Raw genomic sequence first — 22,820 nt, forward strand, 5'->3', positions numbered from 1 at the left:
CGGCGCAGGCGGCCGCCAGGAAGGATGGGGATTACTGGGTCACGCCGTGCAGCAGCGAACGGCTGCGCGCGTAGCCGAAGTAGACCAGCAGGCCGATCGCCAGCCAGATCAGGAAGGCGATCCAGGTGATGGCGCTCAGGAAGCTCATCAGGGCCAGGCAGAACACCACGGCGATCATCGGCACGACCGGCACGCCCGGGCAGCGGAAGGCGCGCTTCAGGTCCGGACGCTTCTTGCGCAGCACGATCACGGCGACCGAGACCAGGCAGAAGGCCGCCAGGGTACCGATGTTGACCAGTTCGGCCAGCACGTTCAGCGGCACGAACGCGGCGATCACGCCGAACACTATCCCGACCAGCCAGGTGGCGAAGTAAGGCGTGCCGTATTTCGCATGCACGGTCGACAGCTTGGCCGGCAGCAGGCCATCGCGCGACATGGCGTACAGGATGCGGGTCTGGCCGTAGGCCATCACCAGCATCACGGTGGTCATGCCGAGAATCGCGCCGAGGTCGGTCCAGCGGGCCAGCCAGTTGACGCCGGCGTGCTGCAGGGCCAGCGAGACCGGGTGGTCGACGCCTTCGAACAGCTTGAACGGCACGATGCCGGTCATGATGGCCGACACGATCACGTACAGGATGGTGCAGATCGCCAGCGAACCGATGATGCCGATCGGCAGGTCGCGCTTCGGATTCTTGACTTCTTCCGCGGCCGAGGTCACGGCGTCGAAGCCGATGAAGGCGAAGAACACCAGCGCGGCGGCGCTCATGATGCCGGATGCGCCGAACGGTGCGTACGGGGCCCAGTTGTCAGTGTTCACATGGCTGAAGCCGAACAGGATGAACAGCAGCACCACCGAAATCTTGATGACCACCATGATGTTGTTGACGCGCGCCGATTCGCGCACGCCCAGCGACAGCATCCAGGTCAGGAACAGCATGATCAGCAGCGCCGGCAGGTTCATGACCGTTTCCACGCCGGGGCGCGCGCCCGGCGCCGCGGTCAGGGCTGCCGGCAGGTCGATGCCGACGCCGTGCAGCAGCGACTGGAAATAGCCGGACCAGCCGACCGCCACGGTCGACGTCGCAAGACCATACTCGAGCAGCAAGTCCCAGCCGATCATCCAGGCCACCAGCTCGCCCAGCACGGCATAGCTGTAGGTATAGATCGAGCCGGCGATCGGCACGGTGGACGCGAACTCGGCATAGCACATGGCGGCGAAGCCGCAGGCGATGGCGGCAACGATGAACGACAGCGTCAGGGCCGGGCCGGCGGTCAGCGCGCCGGTGCCGGTCAGGACGAAGATACCGGTGCCGACGATGGCCCCGATGCCCATCAGGATCAGGTCGAAGGGCCCGAGCACCTTTTTCAGCCCGCCGGGCTTGCCGGCGGAGGCGACCATGGTGTCGAGATTCTTGGTTCTAAAAAGACTCACTGCGTTCTCCAATCGATAGTAGATAGTCCCCAGGCCCTGTTATATTGGATGTCTCCTCTGCGGGCGTGGTAAGCCCGGCATTTCCCTTCGTGTAAAAGGGATTCCGGACGGCAGCATAAGCGGCACGCCATTATTACCCAAATTTCAAGCGCAAAACAGGGAGAATTTTTTACCGCAGCGTACAGATGACCAGCTCGGGATCGGCCCGCACGCGCAGGGGGATGCCGGCGCAGCCGATGCCGCGGCTGACGAACAGGGGACCGTTGCCGTCGATCTCGAAGCGGCCGTGCCAGTAATCGCGCGAATACGGACCGCTGGGCCGCTTGAGCGGCGCGCCGTTGCTGCGCACCACCTGGCCGCCGTGGGTGTGGCCGGCAAAGCCGAGGTCGAAGCGCTGGCCGTCCAGGCACCACAGCCCGTCCGGCGAATGCATCAGGTAGATCCGCACCGCCCCGGCATCGCGGAAAGTGGCGCCGGCCGAGGGCGCGCCGGTCCAGGGGTCGTCGATCCCGCAGATGCTGACCGCCCCGAACGGCGCCGGCAGCGCGACGTTGCGGTTGACCAGCACCTCGGCCCCGCTGTCGGCCAGCGCCGCGGCGATTTCGGCGCTGCCGTTCCAGACATCGTGGTTGCCCAGCACGGCATAGGTGCCGAGCGGCGCCCGCGCGGCCCGCAGGAAGCCCTGCAGCGCGCGGATGTTGGCGGCGTCGAAGGAAATATAGTCGCCGCCCAGCAGCAGCACGTCGGGACGTTCGCGCGCCAGCTGCTCCAGCAGGGCGTCGAACAGGGCCGGATGGGTGGTCGGGCCGGCGTGGAAATCCGAGGCGAAGGCGATGGTCAGCGGACGCGGCAGCCGCCGTTCCGGCTCCAGCACGACCTCGTGGCGGCTCACGCCCAGCGTGCCGTGGCCGCCCAGCCGGTAGCTCAGGCCGGCCAGCCAGCCATTCATCAGCAGGGTGTTCAATACCCGCTCGGTGGCATGGCGGATCGGCCGGTGACGCTTGCTTGGTTTCATAGGGCGCGGACTATACAGCAAATGGGAGCAAATGTTGCAAAATTGCCACTGTACACCAGCACCGCTTCCGACCGGCGCAGGGTTGGCGGCGGCACTAGTGCTCTAAATCAACGAAGTGTAAGATTGCGCCCATGCTGACACCTGAACAATTGCTCGCGTTCCTGGCCGCCGCCATCCTGCTGACCCTGTCCCCCGGCCCCGACAACATGATGGTGCTGGGGATCGGCATGGCCAAGGGACGGGCGCGCGGCATGGCCTTCGGCCTCGGCTGCGCACTCGGCTGCCTCAGCCATACGGTGCTGGCGGTGATCGGCGTAAGCGCCCTGATCGCGGCCTCGCCGCTGGCGTTCACGACCCTGAAAGTGTGCGGCGGCCTGTACCTGGCCTGGATGGGCTTCAAGGCCATCCGCAGCACCGGCGGGGCCGCCGCCAGCCGCGCCGAGGCCGTCACGGAATCGGCGCGCACGCTGTTCCTGCGCGGCGTGGTCGCCAACGCCATCAATCCCAAGGTGGCGCTGTTCTTCCTGTCCTTCCTGCCGCAGTTCGTGGTGGCCCAGCGCGGCGACGCCAACCTGCAGACCGGCCTGCTCGGCCTGGCCTTCACCGCCCAGGCGGCCATCCTGTTCGGCCTGCTCGGCTTCTTTTCCGGCGCGGTCGGCGCCTGGCTGAACCGCCGCCCGCGCGCCGGCCTGTGGATGGACCGCATCGCCGGCGCCATCTTCATCGCGCTGGGGCTGCGCCTGATCGTGGCGCGCTGAGGCGGCCGGCGCGGCCGTGCGCCCGGCCCGGCGGGTTCGCGCGATGATGGCATCCCACTCCATGGAGACGCCGACATGCCCCCGACCCCGGACCGCCCCGCCCTGCTGCTGTTCGACATCAATGAAACCCTGCTCGACCTGTCGCCGCTGCGCGCCAGCATCGAACGCATCCTGCCCGGCGGCGCCGAGCTGTGGTTCACCACCATGCTGCACCATGCGACGGCGATGAGCCTGGCCGGCCGCTTCGCCCCCTTCCCCGAAGTCGGCGCCGCGACGCTGCGCATGCTGGCCGAAGGGCGCGGGATCGCCCTGTCGCCGCGCCAGGCGCAGCTGGCGATCGCGCCGATCACGCGCCTGCCCGCGCATCCGGACGTCGCGCCCGCGCTGGCGCGCCTGCGCGCGCGGGGCCTGAAACTGGCCGCGCTGTCGAATTCGACCACGGCCGGCCTGCGCGCCCAGCTGGCGCACGCCGGCCTGGCGCCGCTGTTCGACGCCCAGTTCAGCGTGCAGGACTTCGGCGTCTACAAGCCGCATCCCGGCGTGTATCTGGGCGCAGTGGCGCGGATGCGGGTCGCGCCCGGGCAGGCGATGCTGGTGGCGGCGCATGGCTGGGACACCGCCGGCGCCGGCTGGGCCGGGCTGCGCACGGCCTTCGTCTGTCGCGGGCGCCAGCGGCCCTTCCCGCTGGCCGGGGAGCCGGACCTGACGGTGCGGGACCTGTCGGCGCTGGCGGACCGGCTGGGCGCCTGAACCCGGGTTCGCGCCTTCCGCCCGGCGCGCCGCGCCACCTGTCTTTACATCAGTCAACGCTGCGCCGCCGCAAGCCGGATCTTGGGATCATCGAGCCGAACAATCAATGAAAGGCCCGCGCCCATGGACACCTCTTCGCTCTGGAAAGGCACGGCGGCCAAGACCGCCTGCCTGCCGACCCTGCAAACCGACCTGCACGTCGACGTCGCCATCGTCGGCGCCGGCATCACCGGGCTGACCGCGGCCATGCTGCTGGTCCAGGCCGGCAAGCGGGTCGCCGTCCTCGACGCCCACAAGGCCGGCGACGCCAGCACCGGCAACTCGACCGGCAACCTGTACGCCACCGTCGACCTGGGCCTGCACACCCTCGAAGAGCGGCACGGCCTGGAAGTCATGCGCCGCGTGGTGGAGTCGCGTTCCGCCGCGGTCGACCTGATCGAGGCCACCGTGGCGCGCCTGAACCTCGAATGCGGCTTCCAGCGCCTGCCCTGGCACCTGATCGCCCTCGATGCGGAGCGCGTCGGCGAGGTCGAGAAGGAAGCCCTGGCGGCGATGCGCGCGCGCCTGCACGCCGACCTGCGCGACGACGCCCCGCTGCCCCTCGACGCCGCCCTGAAGACCCTGGTGGTCGAGGACCAGGCCCAGTTCCAGCCGCTGGCCTACGTGCGCCAGCTGGCCCAGAGCATCGGCAGCGAGAATTGCCTGATCTTCGAAAACACCCGCGTCACCGCGATCGAGGACGCGCCGGCCGTGGTCCACACCACCCGCGGCAAGGTCCAGTGCCAGCAGGTCGTGATCGCCACCCATACGCCCATCGGCATCCACCTGGTGCAGTCGCAGCTCGAGGTCGTGCGCGAGTACGGGATCGCCGCTCCCCTGCACGACGCGGTTCCCCAGCCCGGCGTGTACTGGTGCATCGGCCAGGACCGCTGGTCGGTGCGGAGCTACACCGAACATGGCCGCACCTGGCTGGTGGTGGTGGGCAGCGCCCATTCGCTGGGCGAGAAGGAAGTCGGGCCGGAGCGCTTCCAGAAACTGGAGGCCTTCGCGCGCGACCACTTCCCGATCGGGCCGGTCGAATACCGCTGGTCGGCGCAGCGCTACCGCGCCAAGGACAAGCTGCCCTACATCGGCCGCAATGTCGATGCGGAGAACACCTATATCGCGACCGGCTTCTCGGGCGACGGCCTGACCTACGGCACCCTGGCCGGGATGATGCTGGCCGACGAGATCCTCGGGCGCGGCACGCCCTGGCGCGACCTGTATGCGGTCGACCGCCTCGACCAGGCCAGGCGGCCGAAGGGTTTCGAGCACGAGCGCAGCGGCCCCGCCCAGCCGGACGAGGCGCCGGCGCTGGATGCGGAACAGCTGCGCCAGCTGGCCGACCTGCCGCCCTGCCAGGGCCGCAGGATCGAGATCGACGGCCAGCCGGTGGCGGTATTCCGCGCCCAGGACGGCCAGTTGCAGGCGGTGGCCGGGAAATGTTCGCACATGGGCTGCGCGATCAAGTGGAACGGCGCCGAAACCAGCTGGGACTGCGAATGCCACGGCAGCCGCTTCGCCCCGGACGGGCAGGTGCTGGAAGGTCCGGCGCTGGCGCCGCTGCAAGCCGCCAGGCTTGGCCAGGAAAGCTGAAAAATTGATCGTATTCACGTTTTTGCGATACATTGCTGGTTTTACGTTTTCACGGGATAGGCAGCTATCCCGCCCGCAGCACGCGAATGCGCGATCTTCCCCTGTTCAAGCACCTGAATGCCGGCACGCTGGTCACCGTCACCTGCGGGCTCGGCCTGCTTTACGTCGGCCGCGACGTCCTCGAGCCGATCGCCCTCGCCTCGATCCTCAGCCTGGTGATCGCGCCGCTGATCCGCAGCATGCGCCGCGCCGGCCTGCCGCAGCTGCCGGCCACCCTGCTGTCGGTGCTGCTGGCCACCACCTGCCTGGTCGGGGTCGGCATCGTGCTGGCGTTCCAGCTGGTGGCCGTCACCGGCGACCTGCCGAAATACCGGGCCGCGATGCGCACCAAGGTCGCGACCGTGCGCGAGATCGCCGAGCGGCCGTTCGCGCGCATCGAGGCCGAACTGAGCGCGGTGGCGCCGGCCGGCAGCGCGCCGGCCACCGGCAAGCGCGGCATGACCACGATCACCATCAGCCCGAGCCAGCCGATCCCGGTCGAGATCCGCGCGCCGCGCCTGACCACCACCGCCGCGCTGACGCGCCTGTTCGCGCTGGCCTGGGGCCCGATCGGCGAGGCCGGCCTGGTGCTGGTGCTGCTGATCTTCATGTCGCTGGAACATGAATCGCTGCGCGACCGCCTGATCCGGCTCGGCGGACAAACCGAGACCAGCCGCACGATCCAGGCGCTGGCCGACGCGGCCCAGGGCGTGTCGCGCTTCTTCTTCTCGCAATTCGTCGTCAACGCCACCTTCGGCGCCCTGATTGGCGTCGTGCTGTGGGCGGCCAGCGTGCCGCACGCGGTGCTGTGGGGCGCGCTCAGCGGCCTGCTGCGCTTCGTGCCCTACCTCGGCATCATGGCGGCCGGCGCCGTCATCGCCCTGTTCGTCGCCGCCATCGATCCGGGCTGGACCCTGGCCCTGTCCTGCATGGTGCTGTTCGTCGCGCTCGAACTGCTGGTGGCGAACATCGTCGAGCCCAAGGTGTACGGCCAGAGTTCCGGCCTGTCGCCGCTGGCGGTGATCATCTCGGCCCTGTTCTGGGGCGCGATGTGGGGCCCGGTCGGGCTGCTGCTGTCGACCCCGCTGACCCTGTGCCTGGTGGTGGCCGGCCGCCACGTGCGGACCCTGGAGCCGGTCGCGATCCTGCTCGGCGACGCCCCCGCGGTGACCGGCGCCCAGCGCTTCTACCAGCGCATCCTGGCCGGCGACATCGCCGCCATCATCCACGACGCCCATGCCTTCCTGGAGCGCTCCAGCTTCGCGCGCTACTGCGACCACATCCTGCTGCCCGGCATCGTGATGGCCGCCGCCGACACGCGGGCGGGGATGATGGCCAAGAACCAGGAAGAGCGCGTGCGCAACGCCATCGCCGACGTCGCCGTGACCCTGACGCCGGAATCGGGCGGCGAGCCCCGGCACCGGCGCCGGCGCGACGTCTCCCTGCTCGACGCCAACGTCGGCGCCCACCTGCGCCAGATGCGCGAGGCGCGCCTGGGCCGCTGGCAGGGCGCGCTCGACGTGCCGGCCCATTCGGTGGTGCTGTGCGTGGGGCTCGCCACGATGCGCGACGACCTGCTCAGCGAACTGCTGGTGCGCGCCCTGCGCGAAGCCGGCGTGGACGCGCGCAGCTTCTCGGTCATCGGCGAGAGCGAGAATCCGGGCCCGGACAAGGCCGACCTGGTCTCGACCGTGTTCATCAACTATCCGGTCGAAGCCATGCTCGACCAGTGGATGAGCACCGTCGCCAGGCTGCGCGCCGGCCTGCCGGAAGCGATGCTGGTGACGATCCGCCTGCCGCTGGTCGATCCGGTGCCGGAGCCGGCGCTGGTGGAAAACCAGGTCGACATGGTGCTGCGTTCCTTCGAGGAAGCGCTGGCCTTCGTCGACCCGGAGCGCGCGCCGCGTCCCTGAGGAAGGCGGCGGCGCACCGCGTTTCCGGCCGTCAGCAACGCAGCGGCGGCTTGATCCGCAGCCAAGGCATTGCACGCGGCCTGCTCCGCAGCGCCCGGCTTGCCCTTATGATCGCAGGGCGTGGATGAAAACAGGGAGCGGGCATGCCGGAACGGACCGGGGTCGAGGAGCGCGCCATCGAAGGCGGAACGCGCACGCCGCCGATCCCGCGCCCATCCAGCCGGCTCACCCGCTTCACCTTCCTGCGCCGCACCCTGCTGCTGCTGTTCTATCCGGTGCTGACGGTGGCCGCCGGCAACGCGATCCTGCTCGGCGTGCCGCAGGCGCGCGAAGCGCTGGGCGCCTTCCGCAACTTCGGCGAGGCCCGTGACAGCCTGTGGGCCAACCCCGGCTACTGGATCTTCATCGCCGCCCTGGCCTACTGGTCGCTGACCGCCTGGTACTGCGCACGGCTGCTGCTGGCCAGGCGCTTCGCCGTCGACAACGTCGGCCAGTGCGTGCACCATGGCTTCGCCGCCGCCACCAACACCTGGCTGCCGCGCGCGCTGGGCCTGCTGTCCTGCGTGCCGATCACGCTCTGGTTCGCCCTGCCCGGCGCGCCGCCCGGGGCCTGGCTGGCGCCGGCCCTGTACAGCGGCGCCTTCCTGGTGCTGGCGGTGCTGCGCCGGCGCCTGGTCAACCGCTGGCTCGGACGGCAGGCGGTGGCGCCGCAGGCGTGGGCGCGCTCGCGCCGCACGCCGCGCGCCAGCATCGCCGCGGTGCTGCTGATGTTCGCCGTATCCGGCATGGTGCTGGCGGCGGTCCGGTTCGGCCAGGAGGCCGCCGCGCGGGCCCTGGGCGCCCCGGCACTGCTGCTGTTCGCCTTCGGTTCCTGGACCGTGTTCGGCAGCATCGTGCTGGTCTACCTGCCGAAAAGCGCCGGCTGGCCCTCGCTGGCCCTGCTGCCGCTGTTCGCCGCCCTGCTGGCCTCGATCTCGAACGAAAACCATGTCGTGGCCCGCAACGGCGGCCCGCCGCTCGCCGTCGCGCGGCCCACGCTGGAACAGGATTTCAGGGCCTGGCAGCAGGCGCGCGGCGCGCACGGCGGCGAACCGGTCTACCTGGTGGCGGCGGCCGGCGGGGCGTCGCGCGCGGCGTTCTGGGCCGGCACCCTGCTGCTCGAACTGGAGCGCCAGGCGCGCCGCCAGGGCAAGCGCTTCGCGCCCAACATCTATGCGATGAGCGGGGTCTCCGGCGGCAGCCTGGGCCTGGCCGCCTTCGCCGGCGCGCTGGCGGTGCGCGACCCGGACTACGAACGCACCGCCGCCGAGGTCGGCGCCTTCCTCGGCCAGGACTACCTGGCGCCGCTGGTCGGCGCCCTGCTCTACCCCGACCTGCTGGCGCGCTTCTGGCCCGTTCCCTGTCCTTCCTGCGACCGTTCGCTGGCGCTGGAAGGCGCCTGGGAGCGCGGCTGGGACCAGCGCTTCCCCCTGTCGCCGGCGCACGACTGGTTCAGGCGCCCGCTGCTGGCCCCCGGCCCGGAGGCGGCCGGCCTGCCGCGCCTGCTCTTCAACGCCACCTCCGCCAGCGAGGGCCGGCGCGTGGTGCAGTCCCGGCTGGCCTTCAGGCTGCCCCAGGCCTACGACCTGTTCGGCCAGGCGCCGGGCGAGGCGCCGCTCGACACCAGCCGCCTCACCTTGGCCCAGGCGGTCCACAACAGCGCCCGCTTCCCCTACATCAGCCCGGCCGGGCTGGTGTTGACCACGGGCGGCGAGCGCTGGGATTACCTGGTCGATGGCGGCTACTTCGAGAACTCCGGCGCGGCCACCCTCAACGCGATGATCCCCGAGATCCTGAAAACCGGTGTGGTCCGGCCCGGGCAGCTGGTGGTGCTGGTGATCGAGAACGAGCCGGCGTCGCAGTCGCAATGGATCTGCCCGACCCGCGCCCAGCTGGCCGACGCCGCGGTCGGCCCGGCGCCGCGCCCATTGACGGTCGGGCTGCGCTGGCCCTGGGAGCCGCGCCCGCGTCCCGGCGACAAGGTGGTGCCGCCGGTGCCGGAACTGTCGCTGCCCTTCTACGCCCTCTACCAGACCCGCAACGCGCGCGCCCAGGCCGCCGAGGAGGAAACCACGCGCCTGCTGGGCGGCTGCGGCGCCGGCCGCGTGATCGAACTGCGCTACCCGTGGACGGCCGAGGGACGCCAGCCGCCGCTGAGCTGGTTCCTGAACGGCGGCACCACGCGCGCCATGGCCGGGATGCTCCAGCGCAAGCAAAGCGAGGCGGCCGAAGTCGACGCCTTCCTCGCCAACTGGGAGCGGCTCCGCAAGACGGTGCTGGGCACTTCCACTTTGCAATAAATACACCAATTGCAACTACATTTGTCCAAATAAGGTGTTTTAGCGTACACTTGAGGCACGATGCGCCTCGTTGAGGTGCGTCAAGTGTTACGCTCGCTCCAGTTCAATACCGCCTGCCCTTTGCGCGGTTGATCACGGCCCGCGCCGTCCGCTGCCTGGCGCCGATCGCGCCGGTCCGTTCCACTTGCCCGCTCGTCAATATGATGCCACTCAGATTCCTTCCACACTCGCTCGCCGCCCTGGCCCTGCTCGCGCTTGCCGCGCCGGCAAGCCAGGCGGCCGCACGCAAGGACGCCAGGAAAGACGCGCCGCCCACGCTGGCCGATTTCGACGCCCTTACCGGCACCCATCCCGGCGCCTGCGCCGCACCGCTCGATCCAGCCTACGCCGGCATGGGCCAGCCAGCGCTGCGCCAGTGCGCCTGGAGCCAGCGCCTGGAAATGCTGTACTGGAAGAACATACCCGCACCCGCCGGCACCTGCCTGCCGCCGGCGGCGATCGCCTGGCACCGCCTGATGGCCAGCGTGCAGACCGGCGCGCCACCCTGGAACAAGGACTGGACCGGCCAGGCCCGGGTCGCCGGCACCGATGCGCTGCAACAGGCCGTCGCGGTCTGGCAGGCCGGCGACGGCAGCTGGTCGGCGGTCGCCTGGCGCTGGCGTCCGTCCGAAAAGGCCGACACCCGCGCCTGGCAGGCCGGGCACTGGAGCAAGGTCGCCGAGACGGCGCAGGCGGTCAACGCCGGCAATACGGCGCCGCGCCCGTCCCCGCTGCTGGAGGCATGGCTGGCCGGTTCGAACGGCAAGCCGCGCATCCTCGAAGGCGAGACCTGGCGCTGGGTCTCCGACAAGACCTGCCTGGTGATGCGCACGGCCGGGATCGGCCAGGGCCAGCTGCACCTGCCGTATTCGCGCGACGATGCGCGCCTGGAGCAGCGCACCGCGATGCAGGTGCAGCTGGCGCGCCGCTTCCCGACCGCCGAGTGGCTGCAGCCTTTCGCCCTGCTGGAACCGGCCGTGCCGGGCACCCGCAGCGGCGCCAAGTTCTACGCGGTGTGGCGCGAAGGTGCGGCGATCCAGGGGCAGCTCTGGATCCCGCTGCGCGACAACGGCGGCATGGTGCGGGCCCGGATCGGCACCGACGCGCCGCCGCGCGGCCCGCGTGCCGAGGAAGTCACGGCCCGGCGCGCGGCCCTGGTCGAACGCGAGCTGAAGACGCTCGCCCATGCCTGGGAGGCGCGCCATGAATGACGAACTGTCGACGCCGCTCCTGCTGCTGTCGCCACTGGCCCTGCTGGGCGCCGGCCTGATGCTGGCGCTGGTGCTCGGTTTCACCCTGCAGCGTTTCCAGGTCCCGAAACTGTACGGCGCCGTGATCGCCGGACTGCTGCTGGGCGCCAGCGGCGCCGGCCTGATCGACCGTCCGCTGCTGACCCAGTTCCAGGAACTGCTGAACGGCGCCGCCGCGCTGGTGCTGTTCGATGTCGGCCGCAAGATGGACCTGGCCTGGCTCCTGCGCAGCGGGCGCCAGGGCAAGAGCCTGCTGCTGGCCACGCTCACCCGCGGCGCCGCCGCCACCCTGGTGCTGGCCGCCTTCGGCCTGCCGTGGGGCGCAGCGATCTTCATCGGCTCGATCCTGATCGCGGTGAACCCGGTCATCCTGGCCTCGATGGTGGCGGACGAAAACGCCAGCGGTACCAGCACCTTCGCCACCGCCAACATGGTCGGGATCAGCAACCTGGTGGCCCTGCTGGCGCTGGGCGTGACGCTGGCCTGGACCCGCAGCCACGGCGCCGATGCGGCCGGCACCTTTGGCGCGGAAATGGTCCGCCAGGGCGGCAAGCTGCTGCTGGGCGCCCTGTTCGCCGTGTTTTCCTACGGCGCCTATGCGCTCGCCACGCGCCTGTGCAAGATCCCGGCCACCATGCGTCCCGGCGTGCTGCTGGCGGCCCTGCTGATCGACCTCGGCCTGTGCTCGGTGACGGCATCGAGCGCGCTGCTGTCGCTGCTGCTGATGGGGGTCCTGCTGCGCAACGCGGAAAAGCGCGACAACGTGTTCCAGGCCCAGCTGGCGACCGCCCAGGACATCGGCTACATGCTGCTGTTCCTGATGTCGGCCGCGGTGGTCGACATCCATGAGCTGATGCAGGGCTGGGTGGTGCTGGCCGCCATCGCCGTGTTCGCGGCGCGTATCGCCGCCACCCGCCTGGCCTTGTGGCCGGCCACCGCGTGGAGCGAGCGCAAGAAGCATGCGATGGCGCTGTCGATGTGCTCCCTGGTCAGCTTCGGCGGCCTGGTGGTCGACAACACCCTGAATGCCTACACCGGCCTGGACCAGCATTCGACCATGCTGATGAGCGCCCTGCTGGCCCTGAACGTGCTGCTGGCGCCGGGCCTGACCTGGCTGGGCCTGCGCCTGGCCGGCGAAACTTACCGAGGAGGTTCGCAATGAGCGATCAAGCATCCGTCGACCAGCAGGCGCTGGCCGTTTCCGGGCAAGGCGCCGCCTTCCTGCCGGACTTCCGGGAATCGACCCTCGGCACCATGGGCATCGAGCTCGAACTGATGGTGCTCGACCGCCTCACCTACGACCTGTTCCCCGCCGCGCCGGACATCCTGGCCCTGCTCGACCGGCACGAGAAACCCTGGGTGCACACGCCCGAGATCACCACCTCGATGCTGGAAGTGGCGACCTCGATCCTCAGCTCCTACGACGAAGCCGCCGAGCAGCTCGAGCACATCCGCGGCACGGTGCAGCGCGCCGCCTTCGAGGTCGGGGCCTCGATCTCCGGCGGCGGCGCCCACCCGTTCCAGAAGTGGGCCGAGCAGCGCATCTACCCGAAGGAACGCTACTTCGCCTCCGAGCGCAAGTTCGGCTACCTGGCCAAGCTGTTCACCGTGTTCGGCATGCACGTGCACATCGGCGCCGGCTCGCCCGACGAGGCGATGCGCCTGTGCTCCTGGCTGACCCAGCGCGCGCCGCTGTTCATCGCACTGTCGGCCAATTCGCCGTGCTGGCAGGGCGAGGTGTCGGGCTTCTGCAGCTCGCGCAGCAACGTGGTCGGGGCGTTCCCGATGAGCGGCATCCTACCCTACGAGATCCGCACCTGGGACGACTTCCGCGTCCACTTCGACCAGCTCGCGCAATACGGCATCGTCAACAGCATCAAGGACTTTTATTGGGACGTGCGGCCGAAACCCGAGTACGGCACGATCGAGCTGCGCGTGCTGGACACGCCGCTGAAGCCGGTCTACGCCGCCGCGCTGGCCTGCTACGCGCGCGAGCTGTGCCTCGACTTCGCCGACCAGGCCGGCCGCTGGCCGTCCAGCGCCAGCCGCGAGCTGTACACCTGGAACCGCTTCAACGCGGCGCGCGACGGCGTCGAAGGCAGCTGGATCGATCCGGAGACCGGGGTCGCGATGCCGATCCTCGATGCGGTCCATGCCGACCTCGCGCGCCTGCGCAAGCGCTCGCGCGACCCGGGCTTCGGCAAGGCCTGCGCGGTCATCGAACAGTTGATGAAAGACGGCGGCCAGGCGCGCTGGCTGCGCGCCCACCTGGAAGCCGGCGGCGGCATGAACGACCTGGCGCGCATGGCCAGCGAACTGTTCGACAGCCCGGACGCCGCCTGATTCCGAACCGCGCGTCAGTTCACGACGCCCAGCCCGCGCGCCGGCAGCCAGGTGTAATACAGGCCGACCGTGTCGTGGCGCTGTTCGCGCCCGGGCGTGTTGGCGAAGGTATAGCTGCGGCGCGAGCTCAGGTACTTGAGCGTCAGCCCATGGAGGCCGCGCACCCGGTAGGTCAGCGCGGCCTCGCTGCGCAGCACGCGGTCGCTGCCGTCGCCCTGGGGCGTGGCCAGTTTGCCATCGAAGAAGGCGCGCTCGCCGAGGTCGAGCGCCAGCTTGTCGCCGCCGATCAGGCGCAGCGACAGCATGGCCTGCGGCGCGAAGCCGTAGGTGTACTGGCCGGCGGCGCTGGCGCGCACGGTGCCGGTCGAGGTATAGCCGATGCCGCCCGAGCCATGCGCCTGCAGGGTCAGGGCCGGCGCCAGGCGCCATTGCAGGTTGCTGCCCAGGGTCAGGCCGGTGCTGGCGATGCGGAACAGCTGCGGCGACAGGTAATCGTAGCCGCCGTACAGGCCGGCGATGCCGCTCAGCCGGTCGCCGGCCTGGTAGGGCGCGCCGAACAGCAGGCCGCGCGAGGTCAGGCTCTCGACGCCCTGCGCGGTCGACATCCGCAGGCGGAACGTGAAGTAATCGAAGGGCCGGCGATAGGTATAGCCGGCCTTGCCCGGCAGGCCGTAATCCAGCGCGAAGTCGGCCGCCAGTTCGTTGCGCAGCGTGGCCAGCGAGATGCCGGCGTTGCCGCGCGCGCGCACCGTGGCGCCCAGCTGCACCCGCCCGAACACGGCCGGATCGTGGCTGTCCCAGATCGGCGCGTGCCGTCCCGGGCGCGCGTAGCGGTTGAAGCCGAGCGCGGGCGAGATGCCGGCCGCCGCCGCCTCGCGCCAGCGCGGCGACAACCCGTAGCCTCGCTCCAGCACCAGGTTGGCCATCCGGTACAGCGACTCGCCCAGGAAGGAGCCGCCGAAACTGGTGGTGATCTGGTCGTTGCGCGAGGGCGGCGTGGTCTCGCCGGCGATTTCCCACACCGCGCTGCCGGCGAAGGCGGCGCCCATCGATTCCCAGAAATCCAGGCCGTTGCTGCGCGCGATGCCGTAGTACACCGAGCCCTGGTAAGGGTGGCCCATCTGGTTGATCTCGAACGGGTCGCGGTCTTCGACCCAGCTGCTGCGCAGGTTGCGGCGCCACGAACCCACGCTCACGCCGTAGTCGTCGGGCTTCACGAATGCATGGTCGACCCGGTTCAGCACGAACTGGAAGCCGGCGATCTCGAGCGCTGTGGCGCCGTAGCTCTTCCACGGCCGTGCCGGCTGGTCGAAGGCCGGCCGGGCTGGCGGCGCCGATGGCGTATCGGGCGCGGCCTTCGGGTGCTGCTCCGCTTCCCATCCGGCCCGCGCCGTGGCGACCGGCCCCGCGGATTGGTCGGGCGCCGCATGGACGGCGCCGGCGGCCAGGGCCAGCAAGAGGAGATGGGCGCGTTTAGCGGGCGCGCTGTGGTTTTTTAGTGCGTTCATGTCCATTCCGAGGCAATACTGTTAGCATAAATATAACTAATGCATGAAAATCATGGCGCACGGATTGCCGAAAGGAAGTTACACGTCGGTATAATCGTTGGCTTCGCCCGTCAATACAGCCTCCCGACGCCCATGAAATCGAACGGCCTGACCTTCCATCACCCCATCGCCTTCTGGTGCGGCACCCTGGCCCTCGTCGCCGGCGTGCTGGCGCACATCCCGATGTTCGTCTGCGCTTCCCACATGGGCTACCGGATGGCCGGGATGGAGATGGACGGGCCGATGCTGGCCGGGATGGCGCTGATTCCGCTGGGCCTGCTGCTGGCGGCCTACGGCCTGATGCCGCGCATCGACACCTTGCGTGCGCGCGGCAGCGGCGACGGCGCCCTGCTGTTCGAAGCCGCGGACGGCATCCCGCTGAATGCGCGCCACTGGAGCCTGGTGCTGGTGCTGGTGGTCGCGCTGACGATCGACGTGATGAAGCCGGCCACGCTCGGCTTCGTCATGCCGGGGATGACCAGCGAATACGGGCTGTCGAAGCAGAACGCCGGCTTCCTGGCGCTGGTGGCGTTGACCGGGACCACCGTCGGCTCCGTCGTCTGGGGCATGGTGGCGGACCGCTTCGGCCGCCGCGCCACGATCTTGCTGTCGGCGCTGATGTTCATCGGCACCGCCATCTGCGGCGCGATGCCCTCCTTCTACTGGAACCTGGCGATGTGCTTCCTGATGGGCGCCTCGGCCGGCGGCCTGCTGCCGATCACCTTCACCCTGATGGCCGAGATGATCCCGGCGGCGCACCGCGGCTGGCTGCTGGTGGCGCTGGGCGGCATCGGCAACTCGGCCGGCTACCTGGTGGCGGCCGGCGCGGCCAGCCTGCTCGAGCCGTCCTTCAGCTGGCGCGTGCTATGGCTGCTGGGCCTGCCGACCGGCGCCGTGATCATCCTGCTCAGCCGCATGCTGCCGGAATCGCCGCGCTTCCTGGCGGCCAGCGGCCTGCACGACGAAGCGCGCGCCGTGCTGGCGCGCTTTGCCGGCACGGTGCGCGATGCGGACCAGCGTCCGGCGCCGGCCAACGCACCGGCGCCGGCCTCGTCCAGCCTGCGCGAACTGCTGCGCGGCGGCTATGCGCCGCTGACGATCGGCATGAGCGTCGCGGGCGTGGCCTGGGGCCTGGCGAATTTCGGTTTCCTGCTGTGGCTGCCGATGAACCTGCGCGCGATGGGCATGGACGCCGCCGGTGCGACCGCGCTGCTGGCGCGCGCCGCCTTCCTGGCCCTGCCCGGCACCCTGCTGGTGATCTGGCTCTACCACCGCTGGAGTTCGGTCGGCACGCTGGTCGCCTTCATCGCCCTCAGCGCCGCCAGCCTGCTCGGCTTCTTCGCCCTCGGCTGGCTGGGCATCGCGTCCGAGTCGGCGCTGGCCATCGCCACCTGCGCGCTGCTGGTCGCGGCCAGCGGCGTGATCGCCTCGCTGATCCCGTACGCCTCGGAGATCTACCCGGTGCACCTGCGGGCCACCGGATCGGGCGTGATCGCCGCCAGTTCGAAGCTGGGCGGCATCCTCGGCGCCGGCCTGGGCGTGGCGGGACTGTTCGCGGACCTGCCGCTGTCCGCCCTCGCCATCGCCGTGCCGATGCTGGCCGCCGCGCTGCTGCTGGCCAGGTCCGGCATCGACACGCGCGGGCGCCGGCTCGAGGAGATCCAGGCCCTGGTGGCCTAGCCTGCCGGCTCAGAAGTGGTACTGGGCCTTCACCATCGGCGTGCTGGCCGTGGCGCCGGGGATGGTGCGGGCATCGTTGCCGAACTTGTTGCGCCAGTACTGGTAGGCCACTCCGGCGCGGAAGCGCTTCGGCTTCACGTCGAACAGGCCGCCCACGTCCAGCATCAGCTGCATGTCGATGTTGGTCTCGGGCCTGGTATCGCGGCCGAACTCGTTCTTGCCCTTGGCGCCGATGAAGTTCGCATAGCCCTCGAAGGACAGCCCGCTGGCGCCCAGCGGGAAGGCCCACACCGCGCCCAGCATCGGGTGGGTGTCGTAATGGTAGCGCGGCGTGCCGACCTGGGTGAAGGTGCTGTAGGGCGCGTTGCTTTCCCATAGCGCGTACACGCCGACGTTCAGCAGGCCCTTGGCGTCGACCATGAAGGTCGGGCCGGCCACCAGCATGCGCTTCTTCGAGTTGTAGCCGGCATCGTCCTTGGTGTTGGCGTCGAAGCCGAGGGTCAGGCCGGCGTCCTTCACGGGGCCGAAGCGCAGCGGCGCGCCGCCCGCCACCTTGCCCCATTCGAGCGTGTGACGGTAAACCACGTAGAACTCCTGCGCGCCGCTGCTCGCGCCCTTCGACGAGGGGTCGGTCTTGTTGGACAGCAGGATGTCCAGGTTGAAGAAGTTCCCGCCGTACCTGTAGCCGCTCGCATGGGTGAACTGCACGATATCCTTGTGGATGTCGTTGGGGTTGAAGGGCTCGGCGAAGCGGCCGCCGGTGCGGTACGCGATCGACGTATCGCTCCAGTCGGCGGCCAGGGCCGGCAAGGCCATCGCGGCGAACATGCTGGCCAGGACGATGTTGCGGCTGCGGCGACGCTTCATGCCTTGCTCCCTTGTGCGATCGGATGGTCGATATGGTCCGCGTCCGCATGGCTCCCGGCCGGGATGTCGCGCGTACCGTTGAAGAAGATGTTCAGGGTGACCGCGGCCAGGGCGGTCAGCAGGATGCCGGACTCCAGCAGCGGGTGCAGGCTATGCGACATCTGCTGGGCCCAGCGCGGGGCGACCAGCGGGATCATGCCGAAGCCGATCGACAGCGCGACGATGTAGAGGTTGAAGCGGTTGCCCCTGAAGTCGACCCGGGTCAGGATGCGGATGCCGGCCGCCGCGACCATGCCGAACATGACCAGCCCGGCGCCGCCCAGCACGAACTGCGGGATCGACTCGACCAGCGCCGCCATCTTCGGCAGCATCCCCAGCACGATCATGATGATGCCGCCGGCCACGCAGACCCAGCGGCTCGTCACGCCGGTGACGGCCACCAGGCCGACGTTTTGCGAAAAGCTGGTGTGCGGGAAGGTGTTCAGGACGCCGCCCAGCAAGGTGCCCAGCGCGTCGGTGCGCAGGCCGGCCGCCAGCTGCTGCTGGCCGATCTCCTTGCCGGTCATGTCGGACAGCGCCAGGAACATGCCGGCCGACTCGATCATCACGACCACCATCACCACCGTCAGGGTCAGGATCATGACGATGTCGAAGGTCGGCATGCCGAAGGCGAACGGCGTCACCACCTCGAACCAGGGGGCCTTGCCGACCTTATCGAAGTGCATCTTGCCGGCCGCGCAGGCCACGCCGCAGCCCGCGACGATGCCGAGCAGGACCGAGATATTGCAGATGAAGCCGCGCGCATATTTCACCAGGCCCAGCACCACCAGCAGCACGAAGCCGGCGATCGCCAGGTTGTCCAGCGCGCCGTAGGAGGCATTCGGCGTCATCGGGACCGGGCCGGCCAGCTTCATCGCCGCCGCATCTGCGCCCGCGGGCAGGCTGGCGCGCGCGCTGTCGACCATGGTGGCCAGGCGCGCCACGTCGACGCTCTGCGCCGCCGAGTCCGGGCCGCCCATGGCCCAGCCCACCCCGACCCGCATCAGGCTGACGCCGATGATCAGGATGATGGTGCCGGTGACCACCGGCGGGAAGAAGCGCAGCATGCGGCTCATCAACGGCGCGATCAAGATCGCCAGCACGCCCGCGCCGATGCCGGCGCCGAAGATGGCGCGGGCGCCGTCGGCGCCGGGAACGGCATTCGCGATCGCCACCATCGGCCCCACCGCGGCGAAGGTCACGCCCATCATCACCGGCAGCTTGATGCCGAACCACGAGGACAGGCCGAAGGACTGGATCAGGGTGACCAGGCCGCAGCAGAACAGGTCCGCCGAGATCAGCAGCGTGACCTGCTCCGGCGACAGGTGCAGCGCCCTGCCGACGATCAGGGGCACGGCGATGGCGCCCGCGTACATCACGAGGACGTGCTGCAAGCCGAGTGCGGCCAGGCGCCCGAGGGGCAGTCTTTCATCCACCGGATGGCGGCTGTGTTGGTTCATGCTTGTCTCCTGATTATTGTTGACGTCTGTCTTGAAACCAAAGAATGCATGCTGCCCGTCGGGCGGCGGCCGCGCTTACTCGACCGGCGCGCCCTCTTCGTACCAACGCTTCAGCAAGTCCCGCTCTGCGGCGGTGATCTGGGTGGCGTTATTCAGCGGCATCAGCTTGAGGACGACCGCCTGCTGGTACATCTGTTGCGCATGGCGCTTGATCGAGGCCGGGTTGTCGAAGGCCAGGCCCTTGCTCTGGATCTGGGCCGAGTGGCACATCACGCAGCGCTGGTCGATCACGCCCTTCACTTGCTGGAAGCTGACGTCGTGGGCGGTGGCTGCGCCGGCCGCGGCAGGAGCGGCGGCGGAAGGCGCGGCGGCCAGCACCGGCGCCGCCGACCCGGATTCCGGCGCCGGCACCAGCCAGGCCATCATGGCCATCAGGGCGACCGCGCCGGCCACCGCATGCTCCCACGGCACGCGCTTGCCCAGTACCAGGGCCTTGTGGCGCGCGACGAAGCTGTGGCGGATCAGGGCGCCGGCCAGCATCAGCAGGACCAGCACGGCCCAGTTGTTCGCGCCGGAATACAGCCAGCCGTAGTGGTTCGACAGCATGGCCACCAGCACCGGCAGCGTGAAGTAGGTGTTGTGCACGCTGCGCTGCTTGGCGCGCCAGCCGTGGATCGGGTCGACCGGCTGGCCGGCCTTGAGCTGGGCCACGACCTTGCGCTGGCCCGGGATGATCCAGAAGAACACGTTGGCGCTCATCGAGGTGGCGAGCATCGCGCCCACCAGCAGGAAGGCGGCGCGGCCGGCGTACAGCTGGCAGGCCAGCCAGCTTGCTGCGACCACGAACGCGAACACGCAGGCGCCGACGATCAGGTCGCCGTGCTTCCTGCGGCCGAAGGTGCGGCAGATGATGTCGTAGACGAACCAGAACCCGGCCAGGAAGGCGAGCGCGGTGCCGACGGCGGCGCCGGACGACCAGTCATGCACGCTCCTGTCGACCATGAAAGTGCCGGCATTGAACAGGTAGAGCACCGTGAACAGGCCGAAGCCGGACAGCCAGGTGGCGTAGCTCTCCCAGTAGAACCAGTGCAGGTTCTCGGGCATGGCCTTGGGCGCCACCAGGTATTTTTGAGGGTGGTAGAAGCCGCCGCCATGCACGGCCCAGAGTTCGCCGTCCACGCCCTTGTCGACCAGGTCGGGGGCGGTCGGCTTGTGCAGCGAGTTATCGAGGAAGACGAAGTAGAAGGATGCGCCGATCCACGCGATCGCCGTGATCACGTGGGTCCAGCGCAGCAACAGGTTGGCCCAGTCGAGCAGATAGGTTTCCATGGAGCCTCCGGCGAAAAGAAAGGCAGGTCGTGAGACCAACCGTTCCCTTCACCACAGCGGGCTCTGTGAGGGGCAAATCATCGCAACCATCGTGGACCGGCCGGACCGGCCCGTCGATGCGCTCCGCGGCGACGAAAATAACTGTATACGATTTTTTTATCGGTGGATATAAAAATTTTATCGTGTTCCTTGCCGGACTAGGAACCGCGGTAGGTCGAGTAGGCCCAGGGGCTGACCAGCAGCGGCACATGGTAGTGGCCGGCAGCATCCGCGATGCCGAACTCGATCGGCACTTCGTCGAGGAACGCCGGCTCAGGCAGCCCGACGCCGCGTCCGCGGAAATAGGCCGCGACCGCGAACACCAGGCGATAGCGGCCGGCGGCCATGGCGCCGGCGTCGAGCAGCGGACCGCCGTCGTTGCGGCCGTCGGCATTCAGGGTCAGGGTCCTGATGGTCCGCGCTCCGGCGCCGTCGAGCGCCTGCAGGGTGACTTTCATGCCGGCGGCCGGGCAGCCGTTCATCGTGTCGAGCACGTGGGTGCTGAGGTGTCCCATGATTCTCCTTGGTGGGTACGGGGTGGGTAGATCGGACGGATTGCATACACTTTATGTTTTCATTTACAAAAAAAGTGTATACACTTTATCCAGGAAGTCAACCACACGACATCACCGAACCTTCAAGCGAACCATGACCCGCTCCCGCCCGCCGCTGAAAGTCGTCCCGTCGCAGATCGAGGCCCCGGCCCCGGCCGGCAACGCGACCCAGCGCATCGTCGACTCGATCACGAATGCCATCGCGGACCGCCGCCTGATGCCGGGCACCAAACTGTCCGAGCAGAAGATCGGCGACATCTTCGCCGTCTCGCGCACCGTCGTGCGCCAGGCCTTCAACCAGCTCAGCCGCGACAGGCTGGTGGTGCTGGAGCCGGCCCGCGGCGCCTTCGTCGCGAAGCCGACGGCCGAGGAAGCGCGCGACGTGTTCGAAGTACGCAGCATCCTCGAGACCGCCGTCACCCGGCAGTTGTGCGCGGTGATCACCGACGCCCAGGTCCGCCAGCTGCGCGACCACCTCGCGCAGGAACAGGCGGCGCTGAAGAATGACGAGATCCCGGGCCGGACCCGCCTGCTGGGCGACTTCCACCTGGTGCTGGCGCGCATGCTGGGCAACCAGGTGCTGGTGCAGATGCTGAGCGAACTGCTGACCCGTTCATCCCTGATCGCGCTGATGCGCCAGTCCACCCAGTCCGCCGAAGAATCGCACGAAGAGCACGTCGCCATCGTCGACGCCTTCGAGCGGCGCGACGTGAAGGCCGCCGTGCGCCTGGTCGACAGGCACCTCGGCAATGTGCAGCGCAACCTGGACATGGACCAGCAGCGCATCGACCTGGCCGACATCCTGAACCACTGAACCCACCTTCAACCTGAACAAGAGGCGCTCCATGACCCCAAGCTATCCACGCGACCTGCACGGCTACGGCCGGCGGCCGCCGCATGCAGCATGGCCGGACCAGGCCCGCGTCGCCGTGCAGTTCGTCCTGAATTTCGAGGAAGGCGGCGAAAACAGCGTGCTGCACGGCGACCCCGGCAGCGAGCAGTTCCTGTCCGAGATGTTCAACCCGGCCGCTTTCCCTAACCGCCACCTGAGCATGGAAGGGATCTACGAATACGGCTCGCGGGTCGGGGTCTGGCGCATCCTGCGCGAATTCGAGAAGCGCGGCCTGCCCCTGACGATCTTCGGGGTCGGCATGGCGCTCGAGCGCTGCCCCGACATCGCCGCGGCCTTCAAGGAACTGGGCCACGAGGTCGCCTGCCACGGCTGGCGCTGGATCAGCTACCAGAACGTCGACGAAGCCACCGAGCGCGAACACATGGCGCGCGGCATGGCGGCGATCGAGCGCCTGCTAGGTGAACGCCCGCTCGGCTGGTACACCGGCCGCGACAGCCCCAACACGCGCCGCCTGGTGGCCGACTACGGCGGCTTCGAATACGACAGCGACTACTACGGCGACGACCTGCCGTTCTGGCTGACGGTGCGCAAGACCGACGGCAGCCAGGCGCCGCAGCTGGTCGTGCCCTATACGCTGGACTGCAACGACATGCGCTTCGCCCTGCCCCAGGGCTTTTCGCACGGCGATCCCTTCCTGTCCTACCTGCGCGACGCCTTCGACGTGCACTACGCGGAAGGCGCGGACCGTCCCTCGATGATGAGCATCGGCCTGCACTGCCGCCTGCTGGGGCGTCCGGGCCGCTTCCGTGCGCTGCAGCGCTTCCTCGACTACATCGAACAGCACGACCGGGTCTGGGTCGCGCGCCGCATCGACATCGCGCGCCACTGGAAGCGCGTGCATCCCTACAACCCCGACACCGCCTTCGCATGGGAGTGAAG

At 69.3% G+C, this 22,820-nt stretch carries 18 protein-coding genes; 11 read left to right on the forward strand and 7 right to left on the reverse strand.

The features are described 5' to 3' along the window. Positions 1-31 precede the first annotated feature (31 nt). Complete coding sequence (gene bcaP, locus AC3A6M_RS17830; RefSeq protein ID WP_487854059.1) at positions 32-1,432, reverse strand: branched-chain amino acid transporter BcaP; 1,401 nt, start codon at positions 1,430-1,432, stop codon at positions 32-34. Between the two features lie 169 nt (positions 1,433-1,601). After that, positions 1,602-2,447: a metallophosphoesterase gene (locus AC3A6M_RS17835; RefSeq protein ID WP_487854060.1), complete on the reverse strand. Its 846-nt coding sequence runs from the start codon at positions 2,445-2,447 to the stop codon at positions 1,602-1,604. A gap of 131 nt (positions 2,448-2,578) precedes the next feature. Here AC3A6M_RS17835 and AC3A6M_RS17840 point away from each other — a divergent pair, with 131 nt between their 5' ends. The 8 genes from AC3A6M_RS17840 to AC3A6M_RS17875 all read left to right on the forward strand — a co-directional run bounded on the left by AC3A6M_RS17840 (position 2,579) and on the right by AC3A6M_RS17875 (position 13,513). Beyond that, the gene (locus AC3A6M_RS17840; RefSeq protein ID WP_487854061.1) at positions 2,579-3,205 is read left to right on the forward strand and encodes a LysE family translocator; all 627 of its coding nucleotides are present in this window, start codon (positions 2,579-2,581) and stop codon (positions 3,203-3,205) included. Between the two features lie 75 nt (positions 3,206-3,280). Then, the gene (locus AC3A6M_RS17845) at positions 3,281-3,955 is read left to right on the forward strand and encodes a haloacid dehalogenase type II (RefSeq protein ID WP_487854062.1); all 675 of its coding nucleotides are present in this window, start codon (positions 3,281-3,283) and stop codon (positions 3,953-3,955) included. A gap of 123 nt (positions 3,956-4,078) precedes the next feature. Next, the gene (locus AC3A6M_RS17850; RefSeq protein WP_487854063.1) at positions 4,079-5,590 is read left to right on the forward strand and encodes an FAD-dependent oxidoreductase; all 1,512 of its coding nucleotides are present in this window, start codon (positions 4,079-4,081) and stop codon (positions 5,588-5,590) included. An 86-nt stretch (positions 5,591-5,676) separates the two neighbouring features. Beyond that, entirely contained in the window at positions 5,677-7,542 is a 1,866-nt protein-coding gene (locus AC3A6M_RS17855) for an AI-2E family transporter (protein ID WP_487854064.1), read from the forward strand. 143 nt (positions 7,543-7,685) lie between these two features. Then, positions 7,686-9,881, forward strand: a complete 2,196-nt coding sequence (locus tag AC3A6M_RS17860) for a hypothetical protein (RefSeq protein ID WP_487854065.1) — start codon at positions 7,686-7,688, stop codon at positions 9,879-9,881. A gap of 203 nt (positions 9,882-10,084) precedes the next feature. Then, positions 10,085-11,131, forward strand: a complete 1,047-nt coding sequence (locus AC3A6M_RS17865; RefSeq protein WP_487854066.1) for a hypothetical protein — start codon at positions 10,085-10,087, stop codon at positions 11,129-11,131. Then, positions 11,124-12,332: a cation:proton antiporter domain-containing protein gene (locus AC3A6M_RS17870; protein ID WP_487854067.1), complete on the forward strand. Its 1,209-nt coding sequence runs from the start codon at positions 11,124-11,126 to the stop codon at positions 12,330-12,332. The genes AC3A6M_RS17865 and AC3A6M_RS17870 overlap by 8 nt, the downstream gene beginning before the upstream one ends. After that, positions 12,329-13,513, forward strand: coding sequence for a YbdK family carboxylate-amine ligase (locus AC3A6M_RS17875; protein WP_487854068.1), 1,185 nt, complete (start codon positions 12,329-12,331; stop codon positions 13,511-13,513). The genes AC3A6M_RS17870 and AC3A6M_RS17875 overlap by 4 nt, the downstream gene beginning before the upstream one ends. A 14-nt stretch (positions 13,514-13,527) precedes the next feature. Here AC3A6M_RS17875 and AC3A6M_RS17880 read toward each other — a convergent pair whose 3' ends face one another. Then, entirely contained in the window at positions 13,528-15,021 is a 1,494-nt protein-coding gene (locus AC3A6M_RS17880) for a DUF3943 domain-containing protein (protein WP_487854069.1), read from the reverse strand. 132 nt (positions 15,022-15,153) lie between these two features. Here AC3A6M_RS17880 and AC3A6M_RS17885 point away from each other — a divergent pair, with 132 nt between their 5' ends. Next, positions 15,154-16,740, forward strand: a complete 1,587-nt coding sequence (locus AC3A6M_RS17885; protein ID WP_487854070.1) for an MFS transporter — start codon at positions 15,154-15,156, stop codon at positions 16,738-16,740. A 9-nt stretch (positions 16,741-16,749) separates the two neighbouring features. Here AC3A6M_RS17885 and AC3A6M_RS17890 read toward each other — a convergent pair whose 3' ends face one another. The 4 genes from AC3A6M_RS17890 to uraH all read right to left on the reverse strand — a co-directional run bounded on the left by AC3A6M_RS17890 (position 16,750) and on the right by uraH (position 20,989). Further along, positions 16,750-17,607 carry an outer envelope protein gene (locus tag AC3A6M_RS17890; RefSeq protein ID WP_487854071.1) on the reverse strand — a complete coding sequence of 286 codons (858 nt, stop codon included), beginning with the start codon at positions 17,605-17,607 and terminating at the stop codon, positions 16,750-16,752. After that, on the reverse strand, positions 17,604-19,106 hold the full coding sequence (locus tag AC3A6M_RS17895; protein WP_487854072.1) for a nucleobase:cation symporter-2 family protein: 1,503 nt from the start codon (positions 19,104-19,106) through the stop codon (positions 17,604-17,606). The genes AC3A6M_RS17890 and AC3A6M_RS17895 overlap by 4 nt, the downstream gene beginning before the upstream one ends. 75 nt (positions 19,107-19,181) lie before the next feature. Next, entirely contained in the window at positions 19,182-20,435 is a 1,254-nt protein-coding gene (locus tag AC3A6M_RS17900) for a urate hydroxylase PuuD (protein WP_487854073.1), read from the reverse strand. Between the two features lie 197 nt (positions 20,436-20,632). Beyond that, complete coding sequence (uraH, locus tag AC3A6M_RS17905; RefSeq protein ID WP_487854074.1) at positions 20,633-20,989, reverse strand: hydroxyisourate hydrolase; 357 nt, start codon at positions 20,987-20,989, stop codon at positions 20,633-20,635. A 133-nt stretch (positions 20,990-21,122) separates the two neighbouring features. Here uraH and AC3A6M_RS17910 point away from each other — a divergent pair, with 133 nt between their 5' ends. Beyond that, the gene (locus AC3A6M_RS17910; protein ID WP_487854075.1) at positions 21,123-21,842 is read left to right on the forward strand and encodes a GntR family transcriptional regulator; all 720 of its coding nucleotides are present in this window, start codon (positions 21,123-21,125) and stop codon (positions 21,840-21,842) included. Positions 21,843-21,873: 31 nt separating this feature from the next. Then, a complete protein-coding gene (gene puuE / locus AC3A6M_RS17915; protein WP_487854076.1) occupies positions 21,874-22,818 on the forward strand; it encodes an allantoinase PuuE in 945 nt (314 codons plus the stop codon). Positions 22,819-22,820: the final 2 nt, after the last annotated feature.

The organism is Telluria sp. Soil_C_11, assembly GCF_057657395.1.